This is a genomic window from Neorhizobium sp. SHOUNA12A (assembly GCF_023006505.1).
Lineage (GTDB): Bacteria > Pseudomonadota > Alphaproteobacteria > Rhizobiales > Rhizobiaceae > Neorhizobium.
This window is the reverse complement of the sequence record NZ_JALBGV010000210.1, coordinates 1-471: the sequence shown is the minus strand read 5'-3', so window position 1 is coordinate 471 and position 471 is coordinate 1. Positions and strand designations below refer to the sequence as shown.

The 471-nt window shown below is 58.8% G+C and carries 1 pseudogene; it reads left to right on the top strand.

Annotation, left to right across the window (positions count from 1 at the left end):
- Nucleotides 1-471: pseudogene (locus MOV63_RS32520) on the top strand (flagellar hook associated protein); the annotation flags it as partial.

Here is a 471-nt window from a genome sequence, read left to right as displayed (position 1 = left end):
CGTCGACAAGTCCAAGGTCCAGGAAGAAATCACCCAGCTGCAGAGCCAGCTGAAGAGCATCGCTTCCTCCGCTTCGTTCTCCGGTGAAAACTGGCTGCAGGCCGAAATCGGCGGTTCGCAGAGCGCCACCACGGGCGTCCTCTACGCCTCGAGCGAAATCACCAAGCAGCTGGTTGGCTCGTTCGTTCGTGACGGCGACGGCAACGTCTCGGTCAAGACCGTCAACGTTGTTCTCGACGAGCAGAACGTCCTGTTCGACCTGAGCGGTGGCCATGGCGGTCTTCTCGACGCCAACGCCCTCAACGGTTTCCGTGCCATCAACTTCGATGACGGCACGACCAACCACAAGGAATATTTCGGCAAGATCAACACGTCTTCCTACTACGCAACCAACGCTGTCTGGAAGGACATCGGCGGCGGCGTCTTCATGAAGGGCGATACCAACGGCGTCTATTCGTCGGGTTCCAACGG